Below are 3,662 nucleotides of genomic sequence, written 5' to 3' on the forward strand. Positions count from 1 at the left end.
GGCGAGGGGAGGGAGTGGCTCCCCCTTGTGGCGCGGGTCGCAGAGGCCCGGCTCAGCCTTCGGCGTCGACCACCGCCTGATAGGCGTCGGCGTCGAGCAGGTCGTCGAGGGCGCTCTGGTCGTCGAGGCGCACCTTCATGATCCAGCCATCCTCGTAAGGCGCTTCGTTGACGGTCTCCGGAGCGTCCTCGAGGGACTCGTTGACCTCGACGATCTCGCCGTCCACCGGCGCATAGAGGTCAGAGGCGGCCTTGACCGACTCGATAACGCCGAATTCGTCGCCCTTGGCGAGGCTGGTGCCGACCTCGGGCAGGTCGACGAAGACCACGTCACCCAGGGCTTCCTGAGCGTGATCGGTGATGCCGATGGTGACGGTTCCGTCGCCGTTGTCCTGAATCCATTCGTGGCTGTCGACATAGCGCAGGTTGGCGGGGATTGAGCTCATCTCGATTTCCTATACGAAAAAGGTTTTCCGGTTTCGCGCATGCTAACGCCATTCTCGGCGTTTGGCGAGTCCATGATGAGAGAAAAACGGGGTGGTCGCCGCACTCTCAAGACATAGGGTGGAACGACTCGCGGTTGGCGTCCAGTCCACGCCCGTGGCTGAAGCCACGGTGAGGTGAAGGGGATGGGCGGATGGCACGTGATGGACGCGTTGGTGGCGAGACCCGGCATGATTCGACGTTGGCGACTATGCTACAGACGTCGAAGAGGCGCGGGGGCCTTCAGCGACCAAAGGGGGATTTGCCAAGACCAACCGCCTTGGCTAAGGTGGCAAAAGTTTCCAATAGGAAACACGGTTGACGTTCATGCAAACAACGGCTGGCGAAGCGGCGTTAGCGTGGACAAGCGTTGCTGGTGCCCTTGCGACAATATCCGCTATCGTAGGCGGGTCCGTGCTGTCGATTCGTCTGATATGCCTGTTATTCCGATAACAATTCACGGTAAACAGGCTTTCTGCTGGTCGACAGCGCATAACAACAAGTGCCGAGTCAAAAGGGAGACTTCCGTGGAAGCACTCAACAATATCTTCTCCGCCATCAATGGGGTGGTGTGGGGACCGATCATGCTGATCCTGTTGCTGGGGGTGGGTATCTACCTCCAGTTGGGTCTCAAGCTCATGCCCATCCGCAAGCTGGGGATGGGGTTCAAGCTGATGTGGGGCGGGCGTGACAGCAAGTCCGAAAGCAAGGATGAAGGCGAGATCTCGCCGTTCAACGCCTTGATGACGGCGCTGTCGGCGACCATTGGTACCGGTAACATCGCCGGTGTGGCCACGGCGATTGCCCTGGGTGGCCCCGGTGCGGTGTTCTGGATGTGGATCACCGCCCTGGTGGGCATGGCCACCAAGTTTGCCGAGGCAGTGCTGGCGGTGCGCTATCGCGAGACCGATGACACCGGTTTCCATATCGGTGGGCCGATGTACTACATCAAGAACGGACTCGGCCGCAAGTGGCTGTGGCTGGGCGGTGCCTTCGCCTTCTTCGGCGCCGTGGCCGCCTTCGGTATCGGTAACACCGTGCAGTCCAACTCGGTGGCCGACGCCCTCGAGTCGAGCTTCGGCATCGAGCCCTGGATTACCGGTGTGGTGATCATGGTGCTGGCCGGTGCGGTGATCCTCGGCGGCATCAAGCGCATCGCCAAGGTGGCCGGCAAGCTGGTGCCGATCATGGGTATCGCCTACATCATCGCCGGTGTCAGTGCCCTGGCGGTCAACGCCGACCAGATCGGTGGCGCCCTGAGCAACATCTTCTACTACGCCTTCAATCCCCACGCCGCCATGGGTGGTTTCGCCGGCGCAGCGGTGATGGCGGCCATCCGTTTCGGTGTCGCTCGGGGTATCTTCTCCAACGAGGCCGGCCTTGGCAGCGCGCCGATCGCCCACGCCGCGGCCCAGACCAAGAACCCGGTTCGCCAGGGGCTGATAGCCATGCTCGGTACCTTCATCGATACCATCATGGTGTGCACCATCACCGCCCTGGTGATCCTGACCGCGCCGATCTGGGAGACCGGTGAGGCCGGCGCCTCGCTGACCGCGCTGTCGTTCGACAATGCCCTGCCCAATGGCTGGGGTGAGGCCATCGTGTCGATCGCCCTGGCGATCTTCGCCTTCACCACCATCCTTGGCTGGTCCTTCTATGGCGAGAAGTGCTTCCAGTTCCTGTTCGGTACCCGCTCCATCATGATCTACCGGGTACTGTTCGTGCTGGCCATTCCGGTGGGTGCGCTGGCCCAGCTTGGCTTCATCTGGCTGATGGCCGACACCTTCAACGCCATGATGGCGATTCCCAACCTGATCGCCCTGGCGCTGCTGTCGCCGGTGGTGTTCAAGCTGACCAAGGACTACTTCGACGGCAAGGACATCCTGCCGGGCGAGGCCCTTGATCACGACAAGTCCTGAGCCTGAGCCGACCACGGGAGGTGCCCTCAGGGGCACCTCCTGTCGTTGCAAGGGTTCTTTCACGAACCACGAGACGAAACGCCATGAGTGAACTCAAGACGACACCGCTGAATGCCCTGCATCGAGAGCTGGGGGCCAAGATGGTCCCGTTCGCGGGCTATGACATGCCCGTTCAGTATCCGCTGGGGGTCAAGAAAGAGCACGAGCACACCCGCGCGGCCTGCGGCCTGTTCGACGTCTCGCACATGGCGCAGATCCTGATTCGTGGCGAGAACGCGCTGGCCGCGCTGGAGACCCTGGTGCCGGCGGATCTGGTCGGCCTGCCCGAAGGCATGCAGCGCTATGGCCTGTTTACCAGCGAAGACGGCGGGATCCTCGATGACCTGATGACGGTCAACGCCGGTGACCACCTTTACCTGGTGGTCAACGCGGCCTGTCGTGATCAGGACATCGCCCATCTGCGTCGCGGGCTGCCCGACCACGAAGTCGAGGTAGTCGATCGCGGCCTGCTGGCGCTGCAGGGGCCGAAGACCGCCGATGTCATGGCGCGCCTGTGTCCGGCAGCCTGCGAGATGGTGTTCATGCAGCATGGTCGCTTCGACATCGACGGTATCCCGGTGTGGATCAGCCGCAGCGGCTATACCGGCGAGGATGGCTTCGAGATCTCGGTGCCGGCGGATCAGACCGACGCCCTGGCGCGCAAGCTGCTGGCCGAGGAAGAGGTCGAGGCCATCGGCCTGGGGGCGCGTGATTCCCTGCGCCTGGAGGCCGGGCTCTGTCTCTACGGCCACGATATCGATACCACCACCACGCCGGTGGAGGCGGGGCTGATCTGGGCCATTGGCAAGCCACGTCGTCGTGGCGGCGAGCGCGCCGGTGGATTCCCGGGGGCTGATCTGGTGCTGCACCAGGTCGAAGTCAAGGACCACCAGCGCAAGCGCGTCGGCCTGCTGGGCGAGGGGCGTGCTCCGGTGCGCGAAGGTGCCGAGCTCTACAGCGAGGACGATCGTCTGCTCGGGCAGGTGACCTCCGGTGGCTTTGGCCCCAGCGTCGGCAAGCCGGTGGCCATGGGCTACGTCAGCCTCGATCACGCCGAGATCGGCACCACCGTGTACGCCGAGGTGCGTGGCAAGCGTTTGCCGATGACGGTGACGCGCATGCCGGTCATCACACCGGGTTACTATCGCGGCTGACAACGCGGCTGACAACGCGGCTGACAACGCGGCTGACAACGCGGCTGACAACGCGGCTGACAACGCGG

3 protein-coding genes are annotated in these 3,662 nt (G+C 63.3%); 2 read left to right on the forward strand and 1 reads right to left on the reverse strand.

The window, feature by feature from the left end; translation table 11 throughout:
- Positions 1 to 52: 52 nt before the first annotated feature.
- Positions 53 to 445 carry a glycine cleavage system protein GcvH gene (gene gcvH, locus RBB39_RS22610; RefSeq protein ID WP_045991479.1) on the reverse strand — a complete coding sequence of 131 codons (393 nt, stop codon included), beginning with the start codon at positions 443 to 445 and terminating at the stop codon, positions 53 to 55.
- Between the two features lie 564 nt (positions 446 to 1,009).
- Here gcvH and RBB39_RS22615 point away from each other — a divergent pair.
- Together RBB39_RS22615 and gcvT are read left to right on the forward strand one after the other, a co-directional pair.
- On the forward strand, positions 1,010 to 2,401 hold the full coding sequence (locus tag RBB39_RS22615) for a sodium:alanine symporter family protein (protein ID WP_045991478.1): 1,392 nt from the start codon (positions 1,010 to 1,012) through the stop codon (positions 2,399 to 2,401).
- An 83-nt stretch (positions 2,402 to 2,484) separates the two neighbouring features.
- The gene (gene gcvT, locus RBB39_RS22620; RefSeq protein ID WP_045991477.1) at positions 2,485 to 3,594 is read left to right on the forward strand and encodes a glycine cleavage system aminomethyltransferase GcvT; all 1,110 of its coding nucleotides are present in this window, start codon (positions 2,485 to 2,487) and stop codon (positions 3,592 to 3,594) included.
- Positions 3,595 to 3,662: the final 68 nt, after the last annotated feature.

The organism is Halomonas sp. MMSF_3323, assembly GCF_030733595.1.
Taxonomy (GTDB): Bacteria; Pseudomonadota; Gammaproteobacteria; order Pseudomonadales; family Halomonadaceae; genus Halomonas; species Halomonas litopenaei.